We start from the raw sequence: 24,003 nt of genomic DNA on the forward strand, positions 1-24,003 counted from the left end.
CGGGCGTCACTTCCGCGGCCCGGGTGTCGTTAGGGGCTCGGGGCTGAACCGGGGGGCGAAGGGATGACGTAATGCGGCAGTTTCCTCTGCAGATGCACCACATGGAGCCGGGGCGCCTGGTCGAGTGGCGGTTGCGGGCCGCCACCGGAGGGCAGGGACCGGACCGGGGTGACGAGGAGGGCAAGAAGGCGTCCTTCAACCAGGACAAGCACTTCACCGTCGCCGAGGAGAGCCGCGCGGACGACGACCCCATGGCGTCCTACGTGGCCGTCACCTTCGAGATCGACGGAGCCCTGGACGAGCCGGCCCTGGCCGGAGCCCTGCTGCGCTTCGTCCGCCGGCACGAGGTGCTGCGCTGCGAGTTCCGGCGGCTGGCCGGGGAGCTGTCCTGCGAGCCCCTCGCGCCCGAGGCCCTCTCCCTGGAGGCCCGCCACGTCGCCGAGTTCGACGACGTGGAGCGCCAGCGCGAGTTCCTCGCCGAGCGGTTCACCCGCAGCATCGACACCCTGGCGTGGCCGCTGTTCACGATGGGCGCGGTGCTGCGCCCGGACTCCGCGACGGTGTACCTCGCCTTCGACCACATCGTCTGCGACGGCATGTCGATGCCGGTCGTCGTCCACGACGTGCTGACCTGCTACGAGGCGCTGCGGCGCGGGGAGGAGCCGGTGCTGCCGCCCGCGCCCAGCTACCTGGACTTCGCCGACGCGCAGCGCCGCCGCTACCTGTCGATCGGGGCGGAGGACGAGCGCCTCGGCTACTGGAAGTCGTTCGCGGAGCGCGGCGGGGAGTTCTTCCCCCGCTTCCCGCTGGAGCTGGGCGTGGAGCCGGACCGGATGTACCCGATCGTGAACGAGGCGTCCACGCTGCTGGACGCGGCGGAGACCGAGGTCTTCGAGAAGGTGTGCGGGCAGGCGGGCGGCAAGCCGTTCATGGGGGTGCTCGGCTCGGTGGGCGTGTGTCTGCGCGAGGCGGGCGGGCCCGGGGTGTACCGGGGGTTCATGCCGGTCAGCGAGCGCGGTCGGGAGGACTGGAACAACTCGGTGGGCTGGTTCGTCAACACGCTGCCGATCGAGTTCGACGCCTCGCCGGGCAAGGACTTCGCCCAGGTCATGGGCGAAGTCCGGGCGGGGTTCAGCGAGATGATGCGCCACCTGGACGTGCCGTTCGTACGGGCCTGGCAGCTGCTGGCGCCCGAGGAGTTCGCCGGCCGTTCCTGGCCGTACCCGGTGAACTTCTTCTCGTACATCGACATGCGCCGCTGCCGGGGCGCCGACCGGCACGACGAGTGGCGGCCCGCGACGCACGTGTGGTCGGCGCGGGCGAACGGGACCTGCTCGTGGTTCCAGCGGGACTCGGACGGGCTGCACATGAACTCGCTGTACGTGGACACCCCGGCCGCGCGGCGCACGATGGGCGACTTCCAGGAGGCGCTGCGGCTCACCGTGCAGAGCGTCACGCGCACCGGCGGCTTCCGCAGGCCCGTGGCGCTGACGGCTCCCCGGCGGCCCGAGCGGCAGCCGTCACCGGTCAGGGGAGCCCGGTGACGGCCGGTCCCGTCATCCGATCTTCCAGAGGGTCAGTGTGGTGACGTAGTCGGGCATGTCCCGGGAGAGGCCGGTTCCCGAGTGGGGCTGGACGTCGGTGATCCGCAGCATGGCCAGGTTGCGTTCGCTGGTGACGGTGCACAGGACCGTGCCCTTGGTGAGCATCCCGTCCTGCTTCAGCTCCTTCTCGGGGAGCCGGGTCGGCAGGGTGTCGGTGTCGGCCCCGGCCCTGCACGCCTCGGGGGTGGTGCCGCTGCTCCTGCCCATGGGGGTGAGGAAGCGCAGGTCCGAGTCTCCCCAGTCCTGGTAGGTGAGTTCCATGCCGGCGGTCTGGCCGATCTTCCCGCCGGGGATCAGCTTCGGTGCGTCCAGGTCGACGTGCGTGCCCGTGTTGGCGGCGGGCGCGCGCAGGGTGAAGGGCTTGTCCTCGAAGAGGAGCGTGTACGCGGGCGGCTTGGGCGCGGTGGTGCCGGTGGCCTTGGCGGTGGACTGCGGGGAGGCCGGGGCGGCGCCGCCGGTCCGGGCACCGCCCGCCGGGGGGCCGTCGGCGGTGGGCGTACCGCCGTCGGGGCTGACGAGGGCCCAGGTCACGAGTGCGGTGAGGGCGACGGCGAGGACTCCCCCGCCGGCCAGGACCGCGGGACGCGCGGACCGTGCGGGCGGCGCCAGGGGCGGTGCGGCGGGCCGCGGCGGGTGGCCGGGGCCGGGGGGCGTGGAGGGCCTCGGCGGGGCCGTCACCGTGGGCTGCCCGGACCGGTACGCGCCGGCGTCGGGTTCCGTGGGGGTGGCGCCCTGGGCCCGAGCGGGCTGCGGGGGGTGTGCGGCGGCCGCTTCCCGGCGGGCGATCCGGTCCATGAGCGGTGCCGGCAGCCAGCCGTCGAACGCGCGCAGCGGCCGGCCCGCCGCCCGTTCGCACAGCTCCGCCACTTCCTCGGTGGTGATGCGCTGGGCCGGATCGGCGGTCAGGGTGTGTTCCAGCAGGCTCCGCAGCGGCTCCGGGTAGCCGCTCAGATCGGGCGCCGACCGCTCGGTGTTGGCGATCCGTACGGCGAGGGTGGTGGCGCCGCCCTCGCCGTAGGGGTGCCGTCCGGTCGCCGCGACGGCCGCGATCAGGCCGAGGGAGAACACGTCGGCGGCTGCGGTGACGGGCTCGCCCAGGGCCTGTTCGGGCGACATGTACTGCGGGGTGCCGACCACTCCGCCGCTGCGCGTCAGCTGGGTGGTGTCGGCAGCCCGCGCGATGCCGAAGTCGATGACGTACGGGCCGGTCGAGCCGAGGAGGATGTTGGCGGGCTTGAGGTCGCGGTGGACGACGTCCGCCGCGTGGATGGCGCCCAGGGCCCGGGCGGTGCAGCCGACCAGCTGGAAGACCGCGGGCAGGGGCAGCGGCCCGTGCCCGGTGAGCGCGTCGGCGAGCGAGAGCCCGGGCACGAACTCCGAGGCGATCCAGGGGAGCGGCCCGGTCGTGTCGTGGTCGACGACGGGCACCAGGTGGTAGCCCTGCACCCGGCGGGCCGCGCGGACCTCCTGTTCGAAGCGGCGCCGGAAGTCCGGGTCCTCGCCGTACTCGCGGCGGATCACCTTGAACGCCACGGGCTGCCCGCCGCGCGTGCGGGAGAGGTACACGGTGCCCATACCGCCCTCGCCGATCCGGGCCAGCAGCCGGTAGCCGGCCGTCTGGTGCGGGTCGAGGGGGCCGAGCGGGGTGAGTATGTCGTCGTCGCCGTTGATCACCGGGTCAGCCTAAGCGGCATGACGGGCCGTCAATCACCCTGGGCTGGGCTTTTCTTGCCGAGGGCGGCGGCGCGGGCCAGCAGCAGGTCCCGTTCGCGGGCGTTGCGGGTGAGGGCGGCCGCCCTCTCGAACTCGGCGCGGGCCTCGGGGCCGCGCCCGAGCCGCTCCAGCAGGTCCCCGCGTACGCTCGGCAGCAGGTGGTAGGAGCGCAGGGCGTCCTCGCGGGCGAGGGCGTCGACGAGCGGCAGGGCCGCGGCGGGGCCTTCGGCCATGGAGACGGCGACCGCCCGGTTCAGCTCGACCACCGGGGAGGGCAGCTGCCGGGCGAGCCCGTCGTAGAGGGCGGCGATGGTCCGCCAGTCGGTGTCCTCGTAGCGCACGGCGGCCGCGTGGCAGCCGGCGATGGCGGCCTGGAGGGCGTAGGGGCCGCTGCCGGCCCGGTGCAGGGCGGCCACCCCGCGCCGGATGAGCAGCCGGTTCCACCGGGCCCGGTTCTGGTCGGCGAGCAGGACGGGCTCGCCGTCGGGGCCGGTACGGGTGGCGGTGCGGGAGGCCTGGAACTCCAGCAGCGCGGCGAGTCCGTGGACCTCGGGCTCATCGGGCATCAGGGCGGCCAGTACGCGGGCCAGGCGCAGGCCGTCCTCGCAGAGGGCGGGGCGCAGCAGGTCGTCGCCGGCGGTGGCCGAGTAGCCCTCGTTGAAGACGAGGTAGATGACTTCCAGCACGGAGGCGAGGCGCTGTTCGCGGTCGGCTCCGCGGGGGACCTCGAAGGGCACCCCGGCCTTGGCGAGGGTCCGCTTGGCCCGGACGACGCGCTGGGCGACGGTGGGCTCGGAGGTGAGGAAGGCGCGGGCGATCTCCTGGGTGGTGAGTCCGGCCACCAGGCGCAGGGTGAGGGCGATGCGCGCGTCGGTGCCGAGCACCGGGTGGCAGGCGGTGAAGACCAGGCGCAGCAGGTCGTCGTCGATGTCGTCGGGTTCGGCGGGTTCGGGCGGGGGCGGTACGTCCTCCAGGGTGCGGCCGACCTCGGCGAGCTTGCGGGCGTAGGTCTCCTTGCGGCGGACGAGGTCGACGGCCCGGTGCCTGGCGGTGGCCATGAGCCAGGCACCGGGCCGGTCGGGGACCCCGTCCCGCGGCCACTGTTCGAGGGCGGCGACCAGGGCGTCCTGTGCGATCTCCTCGGCGATCCCGACGTCCCGCACGATGCGGGTGACGCCGGCGATGATCCGCGCGGACTCGATCCTGAACACCGTTTCGACCGCCCGGGCCGCGTTCACCGCCGTCACGGCCACCCATCAGAGCAGCCGTGGCGGGGCGTGGCAAACGCGGCGCCCGGTGCGGGCCGCGGCCGGGTCACATCTCCTGGACCTCGCGGACCTCGGCGCCGACCGTCCATTCCGCCGGGTGGGTCTCCAGGAACCGCTTGGTCCACTCCAGCGCCTCGGCCTTGTCCTTGCACTGGAGGAAGGCGTATCCGCCGACGACTTCCTTGGTCTCGGTGAAGGGGCCGTCGGTGAAGGTGGTCCTCCCGCCCGACCAGGTGACGCGGGTGCCCTCGGAGGTGGGGAGAAGCCCGGCGGTGTCGAGCATCACGCCGGCCTTGGTGATCTCCTCCATCAGGGCGCCCATGCGCTCCTCGAAGTCGGCCGGGAAGGGGGTCTCGGGGGTCAGGTTCTGCTCGTCGATGCGGATCAGCGTCAGGAAGCGCGGCATGGTGACTCCTCGGTCGTGAGGGCGGGGGCCTTTCCCCCGCCTCTCACCTGTGCGTCGAACGGGAGGCGCCCGGATCGACAGCTCTCCGGAAAATTCTTCGGAGATCGCGCGGAACCGGCCACCGGGCGCCCCGCCGCCGCATCCGGTCGGACCCCGGCGGCCGAAGGGAGGGGCAGAGCCCCCGGTCACACGTCGGCGGTCCGGGGGCTCGCCGTCCGCCGTCTCCGCGCGGAACCTCGCCGTCCGCCGTCTCCGAGCGGAACACGGAGGGCTCCCCGGCGCTAGCGGCTGTCGCCGGCCCAGTCCCAGCGGCCCGGGTCCGAGTCCCGCCGGCGGTAGTGGGCGCGGCCGCCCGTCCCGTAGCGGCCTATCTCGGTCGGCAGGCGTGCCTCTTCGGCCAGCCGGTCGGCGCCCCAGCCGGTGACGTCGAGGAGGAGCCCGTCGAGGGGGCCGCCCACGAGCTCGCCGTACGCGTGGCCGGGGCGCGGGCCCGGGTCGGGGTCTTCGTGGTCGGCGCCGTAGACGCGGCGGCGCGGCATCCTGTGGTCCATGGGCCCAGCTTCACAGCCGCCACTGACAACGGGGCACCGTGATCCGCGGGAGGGGGCCCGCGCGGCACCCCATAGGCTGGCGGGCCACGCCGTACGCGAACCGAGGAGCACCACCCATGGCCAGTCGGGTACACCGGCCCCTGGAGGACCAGGAATTCGACTTCATCACCGGGATGGCGCCGGGGCCGGTCCTGGCGTACTTCACGGGCACCTGGCCCAAGGCCGTCGAGGCCTGCCGCGAGCTGGACTCCCTCGTCGCGGAGCTGGCCCAGGGCACGGAGTACGGCGCGCGGTTCACCGCCGTGCGCGCCGACATCACCCGCTGTCCCGCGACGGTGCGGCGCCACGGGGTGACGGGCGCCCCGACGGTGGTGCTGCTGCGGTCCGGCGAGGCGGTGGCGGCGCACGCGGGACCGATGGGTCGGGCGGAGCTGCGGGCCTTCCTGGACGCGCACCTGTAGGGGTCCCAGTAGTACCCGCCGAAAGAACAACGCCAAGCCCGTGAAGATCCCCTGATCTGGGGTGATCGCAGGAGGGGCGGGGCGGTGACCCGCTGCTGGGCGCAGGGTGGCTCGTTGGGCTGAACGAGTGGCCTGACGGGAGGGCGGGCTGATGGCGACGAGGGTTTTCAGTGATGAGGAGCCGGATTCCCTGCGGTCGTTCCCGGCGATCGGCAAGGACGAGTCGGTCCGGTACTTCACGCTCACCCTGGCCGACGAGGCGTTCCCGCGGAAGTTGCGCCGGGTCCAGAACGTGCTCAGCGCCGCCGTTCAGTTGTCGACTCTGCCCTGGCTGGGCTTCGTCCCCGAGGATGTGCCCGCCGCTCCGTCCGCGGCGGTCGGGCGCCTGGCTCGCCGGCTCGGGCTCGCCGTCGCCCATATGGCGGGCGACGGGGAACGCGGGCAGACCCGCACGGATCACCTGCGGGAGATTGCCGAGCATGCGACCGACACCCACGGCGTCAGCCTGGTCGACTTCGGGCTCTTCGGCCTCGTGGGCAAGCAGCTCTCGCCCCGGATCCGCGACCTGGGCAAGATCACCCTGCACCGGATGGGCGCGAAAGCCGACTACGAGGAGCGGTTCCCGACGGCAGGACCGCTGCTGACGAAGAAGGCCAGCCTGGATCTGGTCGCCGACCGCTGGGACGACCTGCTGCGTTACCGGCGGTAGCTCGCACGCCGGCTGCACAAGGGCGAGTCCCTCCACTCGCTGTGCCGCCAGCTCCGCTACGCCCCGTGGCCGATCCGGCGGCGGGTCTGTGACAGTGATCGGCCAACCGGCGGCGGTGATGTGGACGCGAGCGAAGCGGGTTGCCGAGGTGGGCCTCATGAAGGTGTCCAGCGAGCATCCCGCTGCCTCCGACGCCTGACGCTGCCCCAACTGGGCAGCGTCCAGAAAAAGTTGATCATGACCTGCGGTAACGCCATACGTTGGGTCGCGACCACACGCTACGCGCGAGTAACAAAGGGCGGCCGGGCCGCCCGGGGGAGCACAGGCCCCTGCGGGGCCGTGCCGCAAAGGAACGCATGTACCAGCATCTAAAACAGAAGATCGTCACACTTGCCACCGTCCTGTGCCTGACCGTGGGCGCGGGCGCGGGTACGGCCGCGGCCGAGGAGCCGGCGTGGCGTGAGCCCTCTTCCCTCCTGGAGATCGCAGCCAAGGTCGAGCAGTACTCGAAGTGCAGGCAACTGCCGCTGCTTCAGAGGCCCCAGTGCCGCAAGAACTTCGCCATCAAGTCCGCCAAGCTCGGGCTGGCCGTAGGCGCCTACCTCTACATCTCGCTGCCGACGATGAAGGACGGTGGTGCGTCCTTCGCCGAGATGAACAAGGAACTCGGCACGCTCGGCGGCCAGCTGAAGCCGCTGCTGACTCAGGCGAACCAGGAAGCGGACCCTGTCAGGCGGCGGGAGATCTTCAAGCAGCTCGTCAAGACCTACAGGGCCGCTAGGCCGCACCTGGACAAGCTCCGGACCAACATGGCCAAGGCTTCGGAGCTCGCCGATGCGATGAGCATGGCCTCCCCCGAGCTCCTCGCCTACCTCACCGTGGTCACCGGGGACTACTTCCCTGAGAGGAAGCCCGTCGAGCCGGCGCCCGACGGCCCGAGCATTTTCGACGCGCTTGACGAGCTCAAGGGCATCGGCAAAGCCCTCGACCAGATCAACGCCGGCTTCGACCAGATGAACGAAGCCCTCGATGAGATGAACGCCACGATGGTCGAGGTCAACGAAAGCATCGACGGGATCAACGCGGGCCTGGACCAGGCCAACCGGGGCATGGACCAGCTCAACCAGGGCGTCAGCCAGATGAACGAGGGCCTGGGGCAGGTAACCACCGCTGTGGCCGGCTTCAACAAGGCTGCGGACAACATCCTCATACCCGACCTCAGGTTCGACTTCGACTTCTCCCACGTCGGCGAGAGCATCGGCGCGAACGCCACTCCCCGCGAGGTACTGGCCGAGCAGGAGCGGAAGATGGGCATGCTCCTGGATCTGCTGCCCGGCATCAGCAACGGCAAGGGCATCCTCGACGCCCTCACCGGCAAGGACCTGGCCACCGGCGAACACCTGAGCCCCGTCGACCGCGCCCTGAGCGCAACCGTCGTGCTGAAGTGGCTCAAGTACGGCGGCAAACTCCTCCCCGAGGACATCATCAAAGCCCGCAAGGGCAAAAAGTTCCCGCCCTGTAACAGCTTCCCGGCCGACACCCGGGTCCTCATGGGCGACGGAACCACCACCATCCCCATCCAGCAGATCAAGACCGGCGACACCATCCTGGCCACCGACCCCGGAACAGGAACCACCGGCCCCCGCCGGGTCGATGCCACCATCCACACCCCCGACGATGTCGACTTCACCAGCATCACCCTCCGCCAGAACAACGGCCAGAGCACTCTCACCGCCACCGACCACCACCCCTTCTGGGCCGAAAACCGCAAGCGGTGGACCGACGCCGCCGACCTCAACACCGGCGACGCCCTTCGTACCCCAGACGGCACCACAGTCGAGGTCGACAAGGTCGCCCACTGGAAGCAGCTCCAGGCCGCTTACAACCTGACTGTCAACGACGTGCACACCTACTATGTGCTGGCGGGCAGTACGCCGGTGCTGGTCCATAACGCGTCGTGCGACTTCATTCCCGGGGAAATACCGGACGCTTCCGCCATCGATCGCGGATCGTTGGTCAAGCTCAGGGAAAAGCAGCTCGAGAAGGCCCTTGAGGGGCTGGGCGAGGACCCGCACGGCTTCAAGGCCGACTGGGTCGGGAAGAACAACGTGTCGCGATTCGATGCCGTGCGCGATGGTGATGGCAGGATCGTACTCATGAGCAAGGACGGAAAAATCCTCATTCCGACGAATTACAGGTTCCGGCCGTGAGTGGGTTCCGGATGCATCTCAGAGTGGTCAGCGAGTCCCTGCAGCCGGCGGAGATCTCGAAGAGGCTGGGTGCGGAGCCCGACGAAGCGACCTTGATCGGAAGCCGTCGGCATCCCCAATCGCCTCCGCGGTCCCATTCGACCTGGATCCGGCACGCCGCGACGGGCCCCGGGGCCAGACCGGAGGATCTGGAGCCGGTGGTGCTCGGATGGGGGCCGGACCTTGCCGCCGCCCTCCGTCAACTGGTCGGCTCCGGGAAGGCGACCGTTTCTCTGGAAATCGTCCAGGAGATCAGAGACCTCGACGACCCCCAGCAGAAGGGCATCTTCCTCGGGCCTAACCTGCTGGCATGGGCCGGCGCAGCCCGCGCCTCGCTCGACATCGACCAGTACATTTATCACGAATGCGGTGATCTACCGGGCGATGGCACCTCGTGAGGTCCGCAAACGCGTCGACCGTGCGGTGCGCCGTTTCTTGAAGTGGTGAAGCGAGCAGGACAGACGGAGGCGAACCCGCTTGCGACCGCCATGTACGTGAAGTAGTCGAAGTGGAGCCCCACCGGAAGTTCTGCGGTGGGGCTCTCGGCGCGCTTGACAATTCAGAGCTGTTGTCGACGACCCGGATCGGGGTGCGCCTCGGCCCGCGGGAGACGTCTACCGGCTCATCCAGACACGATCACGTCGAATGGGCCACTGTTGCCTACCCCGCGACCGTGATGCGCATGCTGCGCGAGCACGACGAACGGGCCACCGCCCCAGCGGCCCGCTGACCTGCGTCTCAGCCCTTGGTGTTGTTTTTTCGGCGGGAACTACGGGGCCCGGCGGGTGAACCCGGGCAGGCTGGCCGAAAGTGGCATAGGTGGGATAGGTGCCTCAGGCATGTAATGGAGTCCGGCGAGACGGAACCATCGCTTGCGAGGTGTTGCTTTCCATGTCCGAAGCCGTTGCCTTCCCCCAGGACCGAACCTGCCCCTACCACCCGCCGGCCGCCTACCGGCCGCTCCGGGAGGGCCGGCCGCTCTCCCGGGTCACCCTCTTCGACGGCCGCTCCGTATGGGTGGTCACCGGCCACGCCGAGGCGCGGGCCCTGCTCTCCGACGGCCGGCTGTCGACCGACCGCACCAACGAGGCCTTCCCCGCCCCCACCGCCCGGTTCAAGGGGCTGCAGAACCGGCGGACGGCCCTGCTCGGGGTGGACGACCCGGAGCACAACGCGCAGCGGCGGATGCTGATCCCGAGCTTCTCGGTCAAGCGGACGGCCGCCCTGCGCCCCCGGATCCAGGAGACCGTGGACCGGCTGATCGACGCGATGGAGGCCCGGGGGCCGGGGGCCGAGCTGGTGGGCGACTTCGCGCTGCCGGTGCCGTCGATGGTGATCTGCGCCCTGCTCGGGGTCCCGTACGAGGACCACGACTTCTTCGAGGAGCAGTCGCGGCGGCTGCTGCGCGGCCCCTCGACCGCCGATGTGGAGGAGGCCCGGGAGCGGCTGGAGGGCTATCTGGAGGCCCTGATCCTGCGCAAGCGCACGGACCCGGGCGACGGGCTGCTGGACGAGCTGGTCTCGACCCGGCTGGCGGCGGGCGAGACCGATGTCGAGGAGCTCGTGTCGCTGGCCGCGATCCTGCTGATCGCGGGGCACGAGACCACGGCGAACATGATCTCGCTGGGCACCTTCACCCTGCTGCGGCACCCGGAGCAGCTGGCGGAGCTGCGGTCGGACCCGTCGCTGATGCCGGAGGCGGTGGAGGAGCTGATGCGCTACCTGTCCATCGCGGACGGGATGCTGCGGGTGGCCACGCGGGAGATCGAGGTCGGCGGGGTGACCATCCGGCCCGACGACGGGGTGGTGTTCTCCACGTCGGTCATCAACCGCGACGAGGCGGTGTTCGCCGACCCCGACGCGCTCGACTGGCACCGGCCGGCCCGCCACCACCTGGCGTTCGGCTTCGGCATCCACCAGTGCCTGGGCCAGAACCTGGCGCGCGCCGAGATGGAGATCGCCCTCGGGACCCTGTTCGAGCGGCTGCCGGGCCTGCGCCTGGCGGCCGACCCGGACCGGATCCCGTTCAAGCCCGGCGACACCATCCAGGGCATGCTCGAACTGCCCGTGACGTGGTGAGCGGCGTGCGGATCTCCGTGGACCGGGACGTGTGCATCGGCGCGGGCCAGTGCGTGCTGACCGCGCCGCGGGTGTTCACCCAGGACGACGACGGTCTCAGCGAGGTGCTCGCGGGCCGCGAGGACGGCCACGGCAGCCCGCTGGTCCGGGAGGCGGCGCGCGCCTGCCCGGTGTCGGCGATCACCGTGCGGGAGGCCGGGGAGGCAGCGGAGGCCGGGGAGGCCGCGGAGGGCCCGGCGGACTGAGCGGTTCCGCGCGGCATGCGGGAGCCCCCGCCGGACGACCGGCGGGGGCTCCCGGCGACGGGCACCGCGGGGCGGCCGGCGCTACTGACGGACCACGTTCTCCGCCTGCGGGCCCTTGGGCCCCTGGGTGACGTCGTACGAGACCTGGTCGTTCTCCTCCAGGGACTTGAAGCCCGTCCCCTGGATGGCGGAGAAGTGCACGAACACGTCGGGGCCGCCGTCGTCCTGCGAGATGAAGCCGAACCCCTTCTCAGAGTTGAACCACTTCACGGTGCCAGTTGCCATCGGTACTGATCCTTCTCAACGTTCCGCTGGGGCCGCACGCGCGCGGCCGTCTCGATACTGCCCACCCGCCCCGCGCGCCACACGCCGAACGCGGCCAACCGGGGCGACGGGATCAGGCGCCGCCGTCTCCGGCGGGCAGCGGGGCGGCGGACGGACCGCCGACGGCGGGACGGTCCCCGGCCGCGGCGGCCGCGCGGCGCGGGCCGCTCGCCCGGCAGCCGAGGCAGTCGGCGTGCCCCGCCCGGGCCTCGGTGTCCCGGACGCGCCAGTCCCACTGTTCGCGCGGGCGGGGTCCGCTGGGCTTGCCCCAGCCGGCGAGGTGCAGCAGCCAGGTGACCAGTCCCGCGGCCACGACCAGGCCGAGGCCCAGCCAGATGCCCGGGGTCCAGGCCGCGCACAGGGCGGCCCCCGCTCCCGTGCAGCCCAGCAGGGCCAGGGTGGTTCCGGTCCAGCCGGCCACGGTGTGGCCGAGGTCGACGTCGCCGTGGGCGCTCATGATTCCCCCTCTTCGGGCAGGCGGCAGTACGCTCGGAGCAGGATCATTTATCTCACGAGCTAAGTAACTTAGATACTAAGGAGAATGTCGGTGCACGGCAAGCCCCGCCCCCCGGCCACGGCCGGGGAGGCGATCGCGCGCATGGACCAGTACGTGGCCCTCGGCCTCGTCGGCCAGCAGGAGGTGGCCCAGCTCCTCGGGATCAACGTCACCGACCTGACCTGCCTCGCCCACATCCTCGCCGCCTGCGACAAACCCCTCTCGGCCGGCGACCTCGCCGGGCTGGTGAACCTCACCACCGGCGCCGTCACCGGCGTGCTCAACCGGCTGGAGAAGGCCGGGTACGCCCGCCGGCAGCCCGATCCCGCCGACCGCCGGCGGGTGCGGGTGGTGGCCGACCCCGAGGCCGCCGCCCGGGTCATCGCCACCTACCAGCCCTTCTACGACCGGCTCGGCAGCGTGTTCGCCGAGTACACCCCCGACGAGGTCGCCGTGATCGCCGACTGGTTCGGCCGGGCGACGGTCGAGATGCGGGCCCACCTCGCCCGGGTGCGCTCCGGGGAACTCGACCCCAGGCCCGGCCGGTGACCGGCTGGTAAAATGGCCGGGAAACTTGAGGCGCGGGCGCTGTCGCCCGGTGCGGACGCGTACGACGAGCCGGGGACCGTACCGAGGGGTACGGACCCCGGCTCGTCGCCGTTCCCCGCGGCCGCCGCCCGCCTCACTCTCCTCACGGAAGGTTCTGCATGAAGAACCCGTCAGCTCACGGGCGTTTCGGCATCAAGGCCGGAGCGAAGGCGGGCTCCAAGCCGGGAGCCAAGGGCGCCAAGGGAGCCGGGGCCGGAAAGGCCCCCCGGACCCTCGGTCCGCAGGGCGAGTTCGCCATGCCCCGGACCACCACCCCGGCGCTGCCCCCGGTGGCCTCGTTCGACGAACTCGGCCTGCCCGCTGAGCTGGTGAGGACCATGGCCGAGCAGGAGGTGCGGGAGCCCTTCCCGATCCAGGCGGCCACCCTGCCCAACTCCCTCGCGGGACGCGACATCCTCGGCCGCGGCCGCACCGGCTCCGGCAAGACCCTCGCCTTCGGCCTGGCCCTGCTGGCCCGCACGGCCGGGCAGAAGGCCGACCCCAAGCGGCCGCTCGCCCTGGTCCTCGTACCGACGCGCGAGCTGGCGCAGCAGGTGACCGAGGCGCTGACCCCGTACGCGCAGGCGCTGAAGCTGCGCATGGCCACCGTCGTCGGCGGGCTCTCCATCGGCCGCCAGACCAGCGCCCTGCGCACCGGCGCCGAGGTCGTGGTCGCCACCCCCGGCCGTCTCAGCGACCTGGTCGGACGGCGTGACGTGCACCTGGAGCGGGTGCGGATCACGGTCCTGGACGAGGCCGACCAGATGTGCGACATGGGCTTCATGCCGCAGGTGACGGAGATCCTGGACCAGGTCCACCACGCCGGGCAGCGGATGCTGTTCTCGGCCACCCTGGACCGCAACGTCGACCAGCTGGTGCGCCAGTACCTGAAGGACCCGGTCTCGCACTCCGTGGACCCGCAGTCGGCGTCGGTCGGCACGATGGACCACCACGTGCTGCACATCCACGCGGCGGACAAGGTGTCGGCGGCGACGGAGATCGCGGCCCGCGAGGGCCGGGTGATCATGTTCCTGGACACCAAGCACGGCGTGGACCAGTTCGTGAAGCACCTGCGGGCCATGGGCGTACGGGCGGAGGGGCTGCACAGCGGCAAGTCCCAGCCGCAGCGCACCAAGACCCTCGGCCAGTTCAAGGACGGCCAGCTCACGGTCCTGGTCGCGACCAACGTCGCCGCCCGCGGCATCCACATCGACGACCTCGACCTGGTGGTCAACGTGGACCCGCCGGCCGACAGCAAGGACTACCTGCACCGCGGCGGCCGCACCGCCCGGGCCGGCGAGTCCGGCAAGGTGGTCACCCTGGTCACCCCCAACCAGCGGCGCGACATGGTGCGCCTGATGGCCGACGCCAGGATCCGGCCCACCATCACCCAGGTGCGCTCCGGCGAGGCGGCGCTGAGCCGGATCACCGGAGCGAGGAAGCCCTCCGGGGTCCCGCTGTCCGGGGCCCTGCCGACCGACGCGAAGGGCCGCCCGAGCGGCACGGAGCTCGGTTTCCGGGGCCTCGGCACCCGCCCGGGCCGCACGGGCCGGGGCAAGGAGTCCCGCAAGACCATCGAGGCGCGCCAGGCCGCCGAGGCCCGCCGGGCGGCCCGGGTCCGCAAGGGCCTCTGAGACCCCGGGCCGGGGTGTCCGGCGGGCTTCCCCGCCGGACACCGGGTCACGGCCCGGTCAGGCCCGGGCGCGCCGCCGCCCGGCCACTATGGCGCGGGTGACCACCGGCGGGAGCAGGTCCTTGGCCAGCCTGCGCCAGCGCAGGCCCGGCCGGGGCGCGGGCTTCGGGGCGGGACGGGCCGGGGCGGGCTCGGGGGCCGGCGGGTGCAGCAGCTTCGGGGCGGGCGGAGCCGAGACGCCCTCGTCGCCGATGCGCACCAGCGGCTTGCCGTGTATGACGTCCACGCCGTGCCACAGGTCGGTGCGGCCCTCCAGCCAGCTGCGCAGCGCCTCCTGCCAGGGCTCCGGGTCGCCCCAGGTCGCGTACAGCTTCGAGGCGGACACGGCGATCGGGTGGAGGTCGCCGGTGGCCACCGCGGCCCAGACGGCGGCTGCGACCCCCGGGCAGTGGGCGGAGCGGTAGTCGTCGAAGACCACCACGGCGTCGGGGGTGGCGACGATCCGCGAGGAGGCTATGTCCTGGACGACGTGCTCGTGGAGGTGCGAGGCGTCGACGTGGACGAAGCGGCAGCTCGCGGCGCGCACCTTGTCGGCCACGACGGAGGTCGGGGCCTGGATGACCGTCGGCAGCGCCTCGTGGAAGGCGAGGTAGTTGGTCTCGAACCCGCGCCGGGTGAGGGTGGGGTACGAGCTGTGCACCTCCCCGGCGTTGGAGTCGTCGGGAGCAGGCGAGTCGAAGAGGTCACAGACGGTGAACTCCTCCCCCTCGCGGAGGTATCCGGCGAGGAAGATCGCACTCTTGCCCATGAAGGCGCCCAGTTCCAGGATGTCGCCGGCCTCCGGCGCGGCCTCGTTCTGGCGGGTCAGGAACCAGTCGAAGAGGACCTGGTCATACGCCGAGAACCAGCCCTTGACCTCGCCGAACCCCTTGGGTGCGGGCGGCGCGGGCGGTTCGGGCGACCCGGCGTCGGGGGTGCTGACGGGGGCCTGCGAAACGTGCGACACAGAGAGTCATCCTCCAGCGGAACGGCATCGGTCCAACTCTGAATACCCGGCAGGGTACGCAGACCCTAAACCCCCGAACAGGGTTATGGCGAGAACTCGTTGCCGTGATCATTCCGGTTAGGAGGTGGCGCGCCGGTCCAGCCTCCGGGCCGCGGTGTTGCGCACGCGCCGGGTGCGCCCGGAGGCGGCCAGCAGGGCCAGTGCCTCGTCCGGGGCCGGGGACTGCGCCGCGGTGCGCTGGCACCAGTCGGAGGCGGCGGCCAGCTCGGCCCGCGACCACCCGGCGCCCGCCTCGACGGCCTTGAGCAGGGTCCACTCGCGCAGCCGCCGGTCCGGGAAGGCGTGCCCGTCGAGTACGCGGTGCAGGGCGCGGGCCCAGTCCTGGAAGGCGGCGCCGGGACGCAGCCGTACCGCGCGGCGGTCCAGGTGGGTGACCACCGCGCTCTGCGCCATCACCGGGTCGCGGTCGCGCAGCACCTCGGCCACCACGGCGGCCTCGCCCGCCGCGCCGGCCACCACGGCGGCGGCGAGCCGGTCGAGGTGGCGGGCGTACCGCCACCGGTCGGCGGCGACGGCCTCCTCCGAAGGCCCGACGGCCGCGGCCGCGGCCGCGGCCGTCGGGCCGGCCGTCCGGCCGGCCGACGGCGCGCAGCGTATCTGGTGTCCTGGGCTACCCATGCGCCTATTCCACACGACCGCCCCGCGCGGGCCCGGGGCGGGGGTGGGGTGGGGCCGGCCGGGTCAGTGGGTCAGCTCGGTGCCGGTCTGCTCGAAGTAGAAGGACTTGATGAAGCAGTCGCGGGGCTGTCCTATGGCGAAGAAGACGCAGTCCACCAGGGACTGGGCGGTGAGCGGGTCCTGCGCGGTGCGCGGGGCGTTCTCCCAGGCGGGCGACAGCGGATCGTGGTTGGCGAAGTCCGGGGGGTAGAGGGAGATCACGCGGACGCCCTGGCCGCGCAGTCGGCGGGAGAGGGTCTCGGTGAAGCCGGCCTGGGCGCTCTTGGCCGCGTAGAAGGCGTCGTGCGCGTCGGAGCGGTGGTTCCCGGCCTCGCCGCAGCTGGAGACCATGGTCACGATGTCCGGCTTCGCGGACTTCAGCAGCAGCGGGAGGAAGGCCTTGGTCACCAGGACGGTGCCGGTGGCGCCTGAGGCGAGGGTGTCGACGACGTCCTCGTCGGAGGCGGAGAGCAGGTCCGTGCCGTGCTGGTAGCGGGAGCCGTTGTTGACCAGGACGTCGACGTGGTCCGCGTGCGCGGCGACCGCCCCGGCGAAGGCGCGTACGGAGGCCGGGTCCGTGAGGTCGCAGGCGTGGGCGTGGATCCGGGCCGGGTCGTGGCCCTGCGCGATGACCTCCTCGCGGACCCGCCGGGCGGCCTCCTCGGTGCGGGCGGAGAGGTGGACCTCGGCGCCCCGTGCGGCGAAGGTGAGGGCGAGGGTCCGCCCGAAGTCGCGCCCGGCCGCGGTGATGACGACGCGGTGGTGTTCAAGTGTCATGCCTGTCAGGCCTCCTGGTTGTGTGGTCGATACACACGAACCCCGTCGTCGATCAAGAAATTCCGGCCGGCGGACCGGGTCGGAGGACCGGGCGGCGGACCGGGCCGGGGCCGGCCGGCGGGGCCCCCGGCCAGGCATGGCGGGGCCGTCCCCGCCGCCCTATCCTGAAAAAGGATCTCCGCGCCCGCGGGCCGCCGCTCCCTTCCCGGGGCCTCCGGCCACGGCGTACGGACGCCGGTGCCGCGGGTGACCGTCCGCGATCTCCGCCGTGAGGGGAACCGGTCCCCATGGATCTCCACACCATCACCGAAGTCGTCCGCCGCCCTTCCGGCGTGCCGGGCCGGGAGTGGCGCGAAGGTGACGCCTGGCTCGCCGGAGGCACCTGGCTGTACTCGGCGGGGCAACCGCACCTGCGGCGCCTGATCGACCTGACGGCGCTGCCCTGGGAGCCCCTCGTCCCCGGTGACGCGGGCCTGGAGATCGGCGCGACCTGCACCGTCCGCGACCTGTACGCGTTCCGGCCGCCGCCCGGGTGGACCGCGGGGGGACTGGTCCGGACGGCCTGCGAGGCCTTCCTGTCCTCCTTCAAGGTCTGGAACGCCGCCACCGTCGGCGGCAACATCTGCATGTCCCTCCCGGCCGGCCCGATGATCACGCTCACGGTCGCCCTGGAGGCGCGGTACGAGCTGTGGGCCGCCGACGGGTCGGTGCGCACCGTCGACGCCCTCGACTTCGTGACCGGGAACAACCGCAACGTCCTCGCCCCCGGGGAGCTGCTGCGCCGGGTCGACGTCCCGGCGCACGCCCTCGGCAAACGCGCCGCGCACCGGCGCTTCAGTCTGACCCGCCTCGGCCGCTCGACGGTGTTCCTGATCGGTACGCACGCCCCCGGGACGGACAACCTGCTGCTCACCGTGACCGCCGGGACCACCCGGCCGGTACGGTTCGCCTTCGACCACATGCCCGACGCCGCGACCCTGCGCCAGAGCATCGACGCCGTCCCCGCCGACGTCTGGTTCGCCGACCCCAACGGGACCCCCGACCACCGCAGGCACCTGACACGGCACTTCGCCGAAGAGATCCGACGCGAGCTCAGCACCGGGGGTCCGGCATGACCTACCTCGTCAACGGCAGGGAATTCGAGCGGGAGCCCGCTCCCGGCCAGTGCCTGCGCACCTTCCTCCGCTCCCTCGGCCACTTCGGCGTGAAGAAGGGCTGCGACGCCGGTGACTGCGGCGCCTGCACGGTGTGGCTGGACGGCGTCCCCGTGCACAGCTGCATCACCCCCGCGTTCCGCGCGGAAGGCCGTGCGGTGACCACGATCGAGGGGCTCGGGTCACCGGGCGACCTGCACCCGGTCCAGCGGCGGTTCCGCGACGCCCCGGGCTTCCAGTGCGGTTTCTGCACCGCCGGGATGATCATGACCGCGGCCGCCCTCACCGAGACCCAGAAGGCCGACCTGCCCAGGGCCCTGAAGGGCAACCTGTGCCGCTGCACCGGCTACCGGGCCATCGAGGACGCGGTGATGGGCGTCGCACACGTGGAGGCGGCCGCGCCGGGCAGGGCGGTGGGCGCGAGCGTCGGCGCCCCGGCGGCGGAGGACGTGGTGACCGGGCGCGCCGAGTTCACGATGGACACCCGGATGGAGGGCATGCTGCACCTCAAGGTGCTGCACTCGCCGCACGCCCACGCCCGGATCGTCTCGGTCGACAGGAGTGCCGCGCTCGCCGTGCCCGGGGTGCTGCGGGTCTACACGTGGGAGGACGTCCCCCGCAGGCGGTTCACCACGGCGATCCACACCGACCACCTCGTCGATCCGGACGACACGTACATCCTCGACGACACCGTCCGCTTCGTCGGCCAGCGCGTCGTCGCCGTCCTGGCCGAGACCCCCGGCGCGGCGGAGGCGGGCTGCCGCGAGGTGGCCGTGGAGTACGAGGTGCTGCCGGCCGTCTTCGAACCCGAGGAGGCCATGGCCGACGGGGCTCCCCAACTGCACGGCTCGGAGGACCCCTTCGTCCGCGACAGCGTCCACAACCTGCTGCTGGAGATCCATTCGCACATCGGCGACGTCGACGCCGGGTTCGCGGCGGCCGACGTCGTCCACGAGGGCACGTACTCCTCCCCGCGCGTGCAGCACGCCCACCTGGAGACCCACGGTTCCATCGCGTGGATGGAGGACGGCCGGCTGGTCGTCCGCACCAGCTCCCAGTCCCCCTCCATCGCGAAGGTCAAGCTGGCCTACCTGTTCGCGCTCCGCCCCGACCAGCTGAGGGTGTTCTGCAAGCGCGTGGGCGGCGGGTTCGGCGGCAAGCAGGAGGTCGTCTCGGAGGACCTGGCGGCGCTGGCCGCGATCGACACCGGACGTCCCGTCTGCTACGAGTTCACGCGCGAGGAGGAGTTCACCACCGCCTCGCCGCGCCACCCGATGAAGCTGACGGTCCGGCTCGGCGCGAAGGCCGACGGCACGCTGACCGCCCTCCAGGTGCGCAACGTGTCCAACACCGGTGCGTACGGCAACCACGGCGGCGAGACCCTGTACGCGGGCGGCGCCGCCGTCATGATGTACCGCTGCCCCAACAAGAAGTACGACGCCTACTCCGTCTACACCAACACCGTTCCCAGCGGGGCGCTGCGCGGCTACGGCATGACCCAGCCGGCCTTCGCCGTGGAGTCGGCGATGGACGAGCTGGCGCTGGCCCTGCACATGGATCCGCTGGAGCTGCGGCGGCGCAACATCGTGCGGCCCGGCGACCCGCTCGTCGCGATGCACGACGGCCCCGACGACGTGATGTTCAACGAGGACGGTCTGGGCAAGTGCATCGACCTGGTGGCCGGCGCCCTGGCCCGGACGGCCGGCCGGCCCGCTCCGGGACCCGGGTGGCTCGTCGGGACCGGCGTGGCGAGCTCGCTGCACGAGACGGCGCCCCCGACCGAGCACATCTCCGAGGCCTGGATCACCCTCGGCGACGACCTCGTGTACGAACTGGCCGTCGGGACGGTGGAGTTCGGGGAGGGGACCTCCACCGCGCACGTCCAGATCGCGGCCAACCAGCTGGGCACGACGCCGTCGCGGATCCGCCTGGTGCAGTCCGACACCGACCGCACCGGTTTCGACACCGGCGCGTTCGCCAGTGCCGGGCTGTTCGTCGCGGGGAACGCGGTCCTGCGGGCGGCCAACGCGGTGCGCGACCGGATCGTGGAGTTCGCCGCCGCGCACACCGGCGTCCACGTGGTGATGTGCACGATGGAGGACGACCACGTCGTCTGCGGCGACGACCGCGTCCCGCTGGCCGAACTCGTCGCCCTGGCCCGGGCCCGCGGCATCCGGTTCACGGAGGCCCGCAAGGCGTACGGCTCGCCGCGCAGCGTCACCTCCAACGCGCAGGGGTTCCGCGTCGCCGTGCACCCGGTGACCGGTGAGATCCGGATCCTGTACAGCGTGCAGGCGGCCGACGCCGGGGTGCTGATCAACCCCGAGCAGGTCCGGGGCCAGGTCGACGGCGGCGTCACGCAGGGGATCGGGTTCGCGCTGACGGAGAACTACATGGTCGACGCGGACGGCGCCATGGCCAACCCGAACCTGCGCAACTACCGCATCCCCACGTACGCCGACGCCCCGCGCACCGAGGTGCTCTTCGTGGGCTCGGCGGACTCGGTCGGGCCCATGCACTCGAAGGGCATGGCGGAGTGCTGCATCAATCCGGTGGCCCCGGCCCTGGCGAACGCGCTGCGCGACGCCACCGGGGTCAGGTTCCGCGAACTGCCCCTGTCCCCGGAGCGGATCTACAGCCTGCTGGGTGAGAGCAGTCCGGCGTCGACGGGTCCGAGACGATGAGCACCGGCGCGCGGGCGGACGCCTCGGCCACGGTGATCATCTCCCGGAAGGTGCTGCCCGGCAGGGAGCGGGAGTACGAGAAGTGGCAGCACAGGGTGAACACCGCCGCCGCGGACTACCCCGGACACCTCGGTGCGGAGGTGTCCCCGCCGACGGCGCTCCAGCCCGACTGGGTGGTCGTCTACCGGTTCGACTCCATCGCCCACCTCCAGGCGTGGATGAACGGGGCGACCCGTCAGCGGCTCCTGGACGTCGGCGCGAAGTACTTCGACGGACCCGCGACCCAGCAGGTCATCAGCGGCGGCTCGCAGCCGACCGACCCGCTGGTGACCGTCGTGGTCACCCACCGCGTCCACCCGGACCAGGTCGGCGACTTCCTGGCCTGGCAGCGCCGCATGAGCCACGAGGAGAGCAGGTTCGAGGGCTACCGGGGCAGCGAGGTGTTCCGTCCGGTGGAGGGCCTCCAGGAGGAATGGACCACCCTCTACCGCTACGACAACGCCGAGCACCTCGACGCCTGGCTGACCTCGGCGAAGCGGCAGGAGGTGCTCGCCGAGGGCAGGAAGTTCAACGAGTTCAAGCTGCGCACCATCGACAACTCCTTCGGGAGCTGGTTCGCGTTCGCGGAGAACGGCCGGGAGGCGCCGCCGCCGTCGGAGACCAAGACCGCCGTCGCCGTCTGGGTCGGCCTGTACCCGACCGTGGTGCTGCTGACGCTCGCCCTGCACCCGCTGGGGATGCCGCTGTGGCTCGGACTGCTGGTGGGCAACCTGCTGTCGAGCTTCATCATGAGCTTCCTCACGATGCCGCACTACGTGAACCCGCTGCTCGGACGGTGGCTGCGGCCCGCCGCGAACGAGCCCCCGGCCCGGACCAACCTCCGGGGCGTCGGGACCGTCGTGGCGGTGATGGTGTTCTGGGTGATCGTGTTCTACCTGGTGACCACCCGGTTCTGGTCACTGCCCTGAAGCGGGGCCCGGCCCCGGCTCGGGCAGCGGCGCGCCGGTCTCCAGCAGGGTCTTGATGCTGGAGACGAGCATCGGCCAGGCTCCGGAGCACATCCTGATGAGGGTGCCGCCCGGGGTGAACCCCTCGTGGCGGACGGTGAGCCGGGCGAGGGTGTCCCCGACCGGCTCGATCTCGTACGTCACCCGCGTGCGCGGCTCCCCCGCCAGTTCGGCCCGCAGCTCCTCGGTGATCCCGGCCGAGGCCGCCCACTGGGGGCTGAAGGTGTGCCAGGTGTAGGAGAGCCGGCGGTCCGGGACGCAGTCGAGCACCACCTGCTCGGGATCGCGGGTGCGGGCGCCGCGCTCGACCCAGTCCATCGTGGAGCCCACCGCCCAGTCCGTCTCGAAGGTCAGGCCCCAGTAGCGGCGGGTGTACGCCGGCTCGGTGAGGGCCTGCCAGACCCGGGCCGGGTCGGCCTGGATGTACACGGTGTAGTCGATCACGCTGTCGGTCATGGCCCCATGCTGCGGGACCGGCCGCCGCGCGTCCGGCATTGGCGGGCCGGGCGGCCGGCCCGTGCCCTCACCAGCGCAGCCCCTCCTCGGGGAGCTCCCCCGGCGGGGTGCGCAGCGGGGCGGGCAGGCCGAGCTGGGCGCGGGCCGCGTGCACGGCGGCGACCTCGTCCCGCCCGGCCGGGCCCCAGTCGCTGAGCTCCCGCACCTGCTCGGGGGTGGCCAGCAGCCGGGCGTACGCGGGGTCCGCGGCCGGGGACACCGAGGTGAGCCGGGCCGCCGTACGGGCAAGCGCGCCCCGGTCGGCGTACCGGTAGCCGAGCGGCAGCGCCGGGGCGGCGGGCTCGGCCCGGGGGCCGGGCAGGTGCGCGGCGCCGGTGGCCCGGGCCACGAGCAGCAGCACCCGCCCGTCGGGGGCGAAGAGCCAGCCGTGGTGGTCCCGTACGGGCAGGCGGGCGGGGACGGGGCCGGGGTGCCAGGTGCCGTGCTCGGGGGTGCGCCGGCTGCGCAGGACCCCGAGGCGGTCCAGGGCGGTGGGGGTGGTGGGACGGCCGTCCTCCAGCAGGGCCGGGCCGGAGCCGTTGATCCGTGCGCGGAGGGCGGACAGGGCGCGGCGGGCGTCGCCCGGCTCCATCAGGGCGGGCAGGTCGGCGGGCTCGGCGAAGTCGATCCCGGTGATCTCCTGGGCGGGCAGGCGGACGGACTGGATGCGCTCGGGCGTCCAGGTGCCGCCGTCGTAGACGTGCAGGATCTCGCCCGGGAAGCGCATCTCGGGCGGGATCCCGGGCACGTCGGCGGGGATCCAGTCGACGGCCAGCCCGCGCGGGTAGTGGCCGTCGACGCCGAGCTCCTCGCGCATCTCGCGGGCCGCGGCCGCCGCGGGCGCCTCGCCCGCGTCCACGGCGCCGCCGGGGAGCAGCCGGTCGGGGCGGTAGTCGACGGTCTGGACGAGGACCCGCCCGTCGGGATCGGTGACGAGGACGGTCGCTCCGGTCCAGAGGGCGGCGCGCGAGGCCCCGTACTCCGCCGGGGTCATCCAGGTGCCCGCCCGTCCGGGGTCGTCGGTCAGCTGCGGCATCGGTACTCCGTTCACCGTGGGTGGACCAGCCGCCTGTGCAACAGCGGGCCGGGGCGCCGGGTTACGGCGGTTCCCCCGGCGCGGGCCGATCTTCTTTACCAGCTCTATACCTCCTTATGGCCGGATTATGTCGATCTTGCTAGCGTCCGTGCTGCGGACCTGCGGTGTGAAAGCGGCCGGTCCGACCACGTACGCTCACCCGTCCGTGTGAGCGGGCGCGACCGGCGGCGCCCGCTTGCGGCAGGGTGGGCGGATGCCGTCGCGCCGGATGCTGCCGCCGTCCCTGTCCCTGCTGCTCGCCGTGCTGCTGGCGGCCACCGGATGCGTCACCGTCCGGGCGCCGGACCGGGCGCCCGCGCCGCCGCCGGAACGGACCGCGTGGGCGCCCCGGCAGCCGGCGGTGGAGGGCCTGCCGCTGGGGCCCGCCCCGGATCCGGTGGAGGTGCCCCCGCCGCCCGTCGAGGCGGCCGCTCCCGCGCCGCCGGCCGAGGCACCGCCGGCCGGTGCCCCGCACCGCCCCGCACCGCGCTCCGACGACCGCCCGCCCCGCCGCGCCTCCTCCGGCCGGCCCGCCCGGCCGGCGCACCGCACCCCCGCCCCCAAGCCCCGCAAGCGGCAGCCCGCGCGCCCCGCGCCCCGGCCCGCGCCGCAGCCGTACGACATGAGCCGGCTGTGCGAGGCCGCCCACGGGGTGGTGGACCCGGCGATCGTGGCCATGTGCCGGTAGGACGGCCCGCCGCCGGGGGCTAATTGGGTGGATGCGCCGACTCCGGATACCTAGAGTGACCTGGCCCCCCGCCA

Annotated in this window: 24 protein-coding genes; 13 read left to right on the top strand and 11 right to left on the bottom strand. The window is 72.7% G+C overall.

Annotated elements, in window-relative coordinates; translation table 11 throughout:
• Positions 1-71: 71 nt before the first annotated feature.
• Positions 72-1,544: a condensation domain-containing protein gene (locus ACQKM2_RS00090; protein ID WP_427704581.1), complete on the top strand. Its 1,473-nt coding sequence runs from the start codon at positions 72-74 to the stop codon at positions 1,542-1,544.
• 12 nt (positions 1,545-1,556) lie between these two features.
• Here ACQKM2_RS00090 and ACQKM2_RS00095 read toward each other — a convergent pair whose 3' ends face one another.
• The 4 genes from ACQKM2_RS00095 to ACQKM2_RS00110 all read right to left on the bottom strand — a co-directional run bounded on the left by ACQKM2_RS00095 (position 1,557) and on the right by ACQKM2_RS00110 (position 5,542).
• Complete coding sequence (locus tag ACQKM2_RS00095; protein WP_427704583.1) at positions 1,557-3,278, bottom strand: serine/threonine-protein kinase; 1,722 nt, start codon at positions 3,276-3,278, stop codon at positions 1,557-1,559.
• A 29-nt stretch (positions 3,279-3,307) separates the two neighbouring features.
• Positions 3,308-4,555, bottom strand: coding sequence for an RNA polymerase sigma factor (locus ACQKM2_RS00100; RefSeq protein WP_427705686.1), 1,248 nt, complete (start codon positions 4,553-4,555; stop codon positions 3,308-3,310).
• A gap of 76 nt (positions 4,556-4,631) precedes the next feature.
• A complete protein-coding gene (locus ACQKM2_RS00105) occupies positions 4,632-4,991 on the bottom strand; it encodes a YciI family protein (RefSeq protein ID WP_427704586.1) in 360 nt (119 codons plus the stop codon).
• Positions 4,992-5,272: 281 nt separating this feature from the next.
• Entirely contained in the window at positions 5,273-5,542 is a 270-nt protein-coding gene (locus tag ACQKM2_RS00110; RefSeq protein WP_427704589.1) for a hypothetical protein, read from the bottom strand.
• 116 nt (positions 5,543-5,658) lie between these two features.
• Here ACQKM2_RS00110 and ACQKM2_RS00115 point away from each other — a divergent pair, with 116 nt between their 5' ends.
• From ACQKM2_RS00115 to ACQKM2_RS00140, 6 genes are all read left to right on the top strand, one after another.
• Positions 5,659-6,003: a thioredoxin family protein gene (locus ACQKM2_RS00115; RefSeq protein WP_427704591.1), complete on the top strand. Its 345-nt coding sequence runs from the start codon at positions 5,659-5,661 to the stop codon at positions 6,001-6,003.
• 151 nt (positions 6,004-6,154) lie between these two features.
• A complete protein-coding gene (locus ACQKM2_RS00120; protein ID WP_427704594.1) occupies positions 6,155-6,712 on the top strand; it encodes a DUF4158 domain-containing protein in 558 nt (185 codons plus the stop codon).
• Between the two features lie 356 nt (positions 6,713-7,068).
• The gene (locus tag ACQKM2_RS00125) at positions 7,069-8,922 is read left to right on the top strand and encodes a polymorphic toxin-type HINT domain-containing protein (protein ID WP_427704597.1); all 1,854 of its coding nucleotides are present in this window, start codon (positions 7,069-7,071) and stop codon (positions 8,920-8,922) included.
• A gap of 11 nt (positions 8,923-8,933) precedes the next feature.
• Positions 8,934-9,359 (top strand): DUF4279 domain-containing protein, encoded by a 426-nt coding sequence (locus ACQKM2_RS00130; RefSeq protein ID WP_427704599.1) that lies wholly within the window; start codon positions 8,934-8,936, stop codon positions 9,357-9,359.
• Positions 9,360-9,852: 493 nt separating this feature from the next.
• The gene (locus ACQKM2_RS00135) at positions 9,853-11,040 is read left to right on the top strand and encodes a cytochrome P450 (RefSeq protein ID WP_427704601.1); all 1,188 of its coding nucleotides are present in this window, start codon (positions 9,853-9,855) and stop codon (positions 11,038-11,040) included.
• 5 nt (positions 11,041-11,045) lie between these two features.
• Positions 11,046-11,285 carry a ferredoxin gene (locus tag ACQKM2_RS00140; RefSeq protein ID WP_427704604.1) on the top strand — a complete coding sequence of 80 codons (240 nt, stop codon included), beginning with the start codon at positions 11,046-11,048 and terminating at the stop codon, positions 11,283-11,285.
• A gap of 81 nt (positions 11,286-11,366) precedes the next feature.
• On the opposite strand, the gene ACQKM2_RS00145 is transcribed toward ACQKM2_RS00140, so the two are convergent.
• Positions 11,367-11,570: a cold-shock protein gene (locus ACQKM2_RS00145; protein WP_125598495.1), complete on the bottom strand. Its 204-nt coding sequence runs from the start codon at positions 11,568-11,570 to the stop codon at positions 11,367-11,369.
• 112 nt (positions 11,571-11,682) lie between these two features.
• Positions 11,683-12,066 carry an HGxxPAAW family protein gene (locus ACQKM2_RS00150; RefSeq protein ID WP_427704606.1) on the bottom strand — a complete coding sequence of 128 codons (384 nt, stop codon included), beginning with the start codon at positions 12,064-12,066 and terminating at the stop codon, positions 11,683-11,685.
• Positions 12,067-12,156: 90 nt separating this feature from the next.
• Between ACQKM2_RS00150 and ACQKM2_RS00155 the strand changes: the two genes are divergently transcribed.
• Together ACQKM2_RS00155 and ACQKM2_RS00160 are read left to right on the top strand one after the other, a co-directional pair.
• Positions 12,157-12,654: a MarR family winged helix-turn-helix transcriptional regulator gene (locus ACQKM2_RS00155; RefSeq protein WP_427704609.1), complete on the top strand. Its 498-nt coding sequence runs from the start codon at positions 12,157-12,159 to the stop codon at positions 12,652-12,654.
• A gap of 158 nt (positions 12,655-12,812) precedes the next feature.
• A complete protein-coding gene (locus tag ACQKM2_RS00160) occupies positions 12,813-14,327 on the top strand; it encodes a DEAD/DEAH box helicase (RefSeq protein WP_427704612.1) in 1,515 nt (504 codons plus the stop codon).
• Between the two features lie 57 nt (positions 14,328-14,384).
• Here ACQKM2_RS00160 and ACQKM2_RS00165 read toward each other — a convergent pair whose 3' ends face one another.
• From ACQKM2_RS00165 to ACQKM2_RS00175, 3 genes are all read right to left on the bottom strand, one after another.
• A complete protein-coding gene (locus ACQKM2_RS00165) occupies positions 14,385-15,332 on the bottom strand; it encodes a class I SAM-dependent methyltransferase (protein WP_427704614.1) in 948 nt (315 codons plus the stop codon).
• A gap of 117 nt (positions 15,333-15,449) precedes the next feature.
• Positions 15,450-16,010 carry a hypothetical protein gene (locus ACQKM2_RS00170; RefSeq protein ID WP_427704616.1) on the bottom strand — a complete coding sequence of 187 codons (561 nt, stop codon included), beginning with the start codon at positions 16,008-16,010 and terminating at the stop codon, positions 15,450-15,452.
• A gap of 63 nt (positions 16,011-16,073) precedes the next feature.
• Complete coding sequence (locus ACQKM2_RS00175; RefSeq protein WP_427704619.1) at positions 16,074-16,826, bottom strand: SDR family oxidoreductase; 753 nt, start codon at positions 16,824-16,826, stop codon at positions 16,074-16,076.
• Positions 16,827-17,113: 287 nt separating this feature from the next.
• Between ACQKM2_RS00175 and ACQKM2_RS00180 the strand changes: the two genes are divergently transcribed.
• From ACQKM2_RS00180 to ACQKM2_RS00190, 3 genes are read left to right on the top strand one after another with little or no spacing between them, the layout of a single operon-like run.
• Entirely contained in the window at positions 17,114-17,941 is an 828-nt protein-coding gene (locus ACQKM2_RS00180) for an FAD binding domain-containing protein (protein ID WP_427704622.1), read from the top strand.
• Entirely contained in the window at positions 17,938-20,664 is a 2,727-nt protein-coding gene (locus ACQKM2_RS00185) for a molybdopterin-dependent oxidoreductase (RefSeq protein ID WP_427704624.1), read from the top strand. The genes ACQKM2_RS00180 and ACQKM2_RS00185 overlap by 4 nt, the downstream gene beginning before the upstream one ends.
• On the top strand, positions 20,661-21,632 hold the full coding sequence (locus ACQKM2_RS00190) for an antibiotic biosynthesis monooxygenase (protein ID WP_427704627.1): 972 nt from the start codon (positions 20,661-20,663) through the stop codon (positions 21,630-21,632). The genes ACQKM2_RS00185 and ACQKM2_RS00190 overlap by 4 nt, the downstream gene beginning before the upstream one ends.
• On the opposite strand, the gene ACQKM2_RS00195 is transcribed toward ACQKM2_RS00190, so the two are convergent.
• Together ACQKM2_RS00195 and ACQKM2_RS00200 are read right to left on the bottom strand one after the other, a co-directional pair.
• Complete coding sequence (locus ACQKM2_RS00195) at positions 21,621-22,127, bottom strand: SRPBCC family protein (protein ID WP_427704629.1); 507 nt, start codon at positions 22,125-22,127, stop codon at positions 21,621-21,623. The genes ACQKM2_RS00190 and ACQKM2_RS00195 overlap by 12 nt on opposite strands.
• A 67-nt stretch (positions 22,128-22,194) precedes the next feature.
• The gene (locus ACQKM2_RS00200; protein ID WP_427704631.1) at positions 22,195-23,202 is read right to left on the bottom strand and encodes an NUDIX domain-containing protein; all 1,008 of its coding nucleotides are present in this window, start codon (positions 23,200-23,202) and stop codon (positions 22,195-22,197) included.
• A gap of 253 nt (positions 23,203-23,455) precedes the next feature.
• Between ACQKM2_RS00200 and ACQKM2_RS00205 the strand changes: the two genes are divergently transcribed.
• Positions 23,456-23,929 carry a hypothetical protein gene (locus tag ACQKM2_RS00205; protein ID WP_427704633.1) on the top strand — a complete coding sequence of 158 codons (474 nt, stop codon included), beginning with the start codon at positions 23,456-23,458 and terminating at the stop codon, positions 23,927-23,929.
• Positions 23,930-24,003 lie beyond the last annotated feature (74 nt).

The organism is Streptomyces sp. NPDC004126 (assembly GCF_050275515.1).
Lineage (GTDB): Bacteria > Actinomycetota > Actinomycetes > Streptomycetales > Streptomycetaceae > Streptomyces.

Excerpts from the sequence above, each read along its gene's own strand:
- ACQKM2_RS00090 (WP_427704581.1), top strand. The coding sequence starts at position 72 with ATGCGGCAGTTTCCTCTGCAGATGCACCACATGGAGCCGGGGCGCCTG.
- ACQKM2_RS00105 (WP_427704586.1), bottom strand. The coding sequence starts at position 4,991 with ATGCCGCGCTTCCTGACGCTGATCCGCATCGACGAGCAGAACCTGACC.
- ACQKM2_RS00110 (WP_427704589.1), bottom strand. The coding sequence starts at position 5,542 with ATGGACCACAGGATGCCGCGCCGCCGCGTCTACGGCGCCGACCACGAA.
- ACQKM2_RS00115 (WP_427704591.1), top strand. The coding sequence starts at position 5,659 with ATGGCCAGTCGGGTACACCGGCCCCTGGAGGACCAGGAATTCGACTTC.
- ACQKM2_RS00120 (WP_427704594.1), top strand. The coding sequence starts at position 6,155 with ATGGCGACGAGGGTTTTCAGTGATGAGGAGCCGGATTCCCTGCGGTCG.
- ACQKM2_RS00125 (WP_427704597.1), top strand. The coding sequence starts at position 7,069 with ATGTACCAGCATCTAAAACAGAAGATCGTCACACTTGCCACCGTCCTG.
- ACQKM2_RS00130 (WP_427704599.1), top strand. The coding sequence starts at position 8,934 with ATGCATCTCAGAGTGGTCAGCGAGTCCCTGCAGCCGGCGGAGATCTCG.
- ACQKM2_RS00135 (WP_427704601.1), top strand. The coding sequence starts at position 9,853 with ATGTCCGAAGCCGTTGCCTTCCCCCAGGACCGAACCTGCCCCTACCAC.
- ACQKM2_RS00145 (WP_125598495.1), bottom strand. The coding sequence starts at position 11,570 with ATGGCAACTGGCACCGTGAAGTGGTTCAACTCTGAGAAGGGGTTCGGC.
- ACQKM2_RS00150 (WP_427704606.1), bottom strand. The coding sequence starts at position 12,066 with ATGAGCGCCCACGGCGACGTCGACCTCGGCCACACCGTGGCCGGCTGG.
- ACQKM2_RS00160 (WP_427704612.1), top strand. The coding sequence starts at position 12,813 with ATGAAGAACCCGTCAGCTCACGGGCGTTTCGGCATCAAGGCCGGAGCG.
- ACQKM2_RS00170 (WP_427704616.1), bottom strand. The coding sequence starts at position 16,010 with ATGGGTAGCCCAGGACACCAGATACGCTGCGCGCCGTCGGCCGGCCGG.
- ACQKM2_RS00175 (WP_427704619.1), bottom strand. The coding sequence starts at position 16,826 with ATGACACTTGAACACCACCGCGTCGTCATCACCGCGGCCGGGCGCGAC.
- ACQKM2_RS00180 (WP_427704622.1), top strand. The coding sequence starts at position 17,114 with ATGGATCTCCACACCATCACCGAAGTCGTCCGCCGCCCTTCCGGCGTG.
- ACQKM2_RS00185 (WP_427704624.1), top strand. The coding sequence starts at position 17,938 with ATGACCTACCTCGTCAACGGCAGGGAATTCGAGCGGGAGCCCGCTCCC.
- ACQKM2_RS00190 (WP_427704627.1), top strand. The coding sequence starts at position 20,661 with ATGAGCACCGGCGCGCGGGCGGACGCCTCGGCCACGGTGATCATCTCC.
- ACQKM2_RS00195 (WP_427704629.1), bottom strand. The coding sequence starts at position 22,127 with ATGACCGACAGCGTGATCGACTACACCGTGTACATCCAGGCCGACCCG.
- ACQKM2_RS00200 (WP_427704631.1), bottom strand. The coding sequence starts at position 23,202 with ATGCCGCAGCTGACCGACGACCCCGGACGGGCGGGCACCTGGATGACC.
- ACQKM2_RS00205 (WP_427704633.1), top strand. The coding sequence starts at position 23,456 with ATGCCGTCGCGCCGGATGCTGCCGCCGTCCCTGTCCCTGCTGCTCGCC.